Origin of the sequence: Protofrankia coriariae, assembly GCF_001017755.1 — a bacterium.
Classification (GTDB): domain Bacteria; phylum Actinomycetota; class Actinomycetes; order Frankiales; family Frankiaceae; genus Protofrankia; species Protofrankia coriariae.
Genome location: NZ_JWIO01000049.1, coordinates 1 through 1,027 on the forward strand (window position 1 = coordinate 1; position 1,027 = coordinate 1,027).

The 1,027-nt window shown below is 71.9% G+C and carries 1 protein-coding gene (cut by a window edge); it reads left to right on the plus strand.

The genetic code is table 11. The annotated features are described in order from the left end of the window. The first annotated feature begins 81 nt into the window (after nt 1–81). On the plus strand, nt 82–1,027 hold the 5' portion of the coding sequence (locus FrCorBMG51_RS21125) for a replication initiator (protein ID WP_052914906.1). Its footprint extends 545 nt past the window's final position; only the first 946 of its 1,491 coding nucleotides appear in the window; it begins with the start codon at nt 82–84; the stop codon falls past the right edge of the window.

The following is a 1,027-nucleotide window of genomic DNA, read 5'->3' on the forward strand; positions in this document are numbered from 1 at the left end:
CTTATCTTAGCGGCATTGGTCCGGGAACAGGAAAAGGGAATGCGGATCTCCGCATTCTCCGTGGCGTAGAAGAGAGTTCCCGTGACCGCCGACACGTTCGCCGTCGACCAGGCCGACCGGATCACCGACGGCACCCTGTCCGCCCTGTGGGACCAGATCACCCGCATCAGCGGCTGCGCCCATCCGATCCGTCTTGCCGGCGGCATCGACCAGGCCGATAAAACCACCGGGGAAATCCGCCGGGTGATGGACTCCGCCGCGATGCCGGACGGCACCATTCTCGTGCCGTGCGGGAACCGGCGGGCCACCGTCTGCCCGTCCTGCTCCTACCTGTACGCCGGGGACGCCTGGCAGATCGTCCACGCCGGCCTCGCCGGTGGCCTGACCATTCCCGACACGGTCGCCGACCATCCCGGGCTGTTCGTCACCGTCACCGCCCCCTCGTTCGGCCCGGTGCACTCCCGGCGGGCCAACCACGGCCCCGCCCAGATCTGCAACGACCGGCACGGCCGCTGCCCCCACGGCCGGGCCCGCGGCTGCCGGCTCGTCCACCCCGACGACGACCCCCGGTTGGGCGCGCCGACCTGCCCGGACTGCCACGACACCCCCGCCCTGGTCGTGTGGAACCGGTTCGCTCCCCGGCTGTGGAAACGCACCATCGACCTGACCTACCGGCGCCTCGCCCGGCTGACCGGCGTCAGCGAACACCACCTACGAGAACAGATCCGGATCAGCTACATCAAAGTGGCCGAGGCGCAGGCCCGCGGCGCGATCCACTTCCACGCCGTGCTCCGCCTCGACGCCGCCGGCACCGACCCCGGCATCTGGGCACCCCCGCCCGACTGGGCCACCGCCGACCTGCTCGCGGCCTGCTGGCGCTGGGCGGTCCGCCGCGCCGTCCAACCCTGCCCGAACCCCCACCGCCACACCCCCGACCGAGGCACCCCCGGACCGACAGCGGTGGTCCGCTGGGGCGAGCAGGCCGACACCAAACCGTTGACCGTCACCGGCGGGGAACTCACCCCCG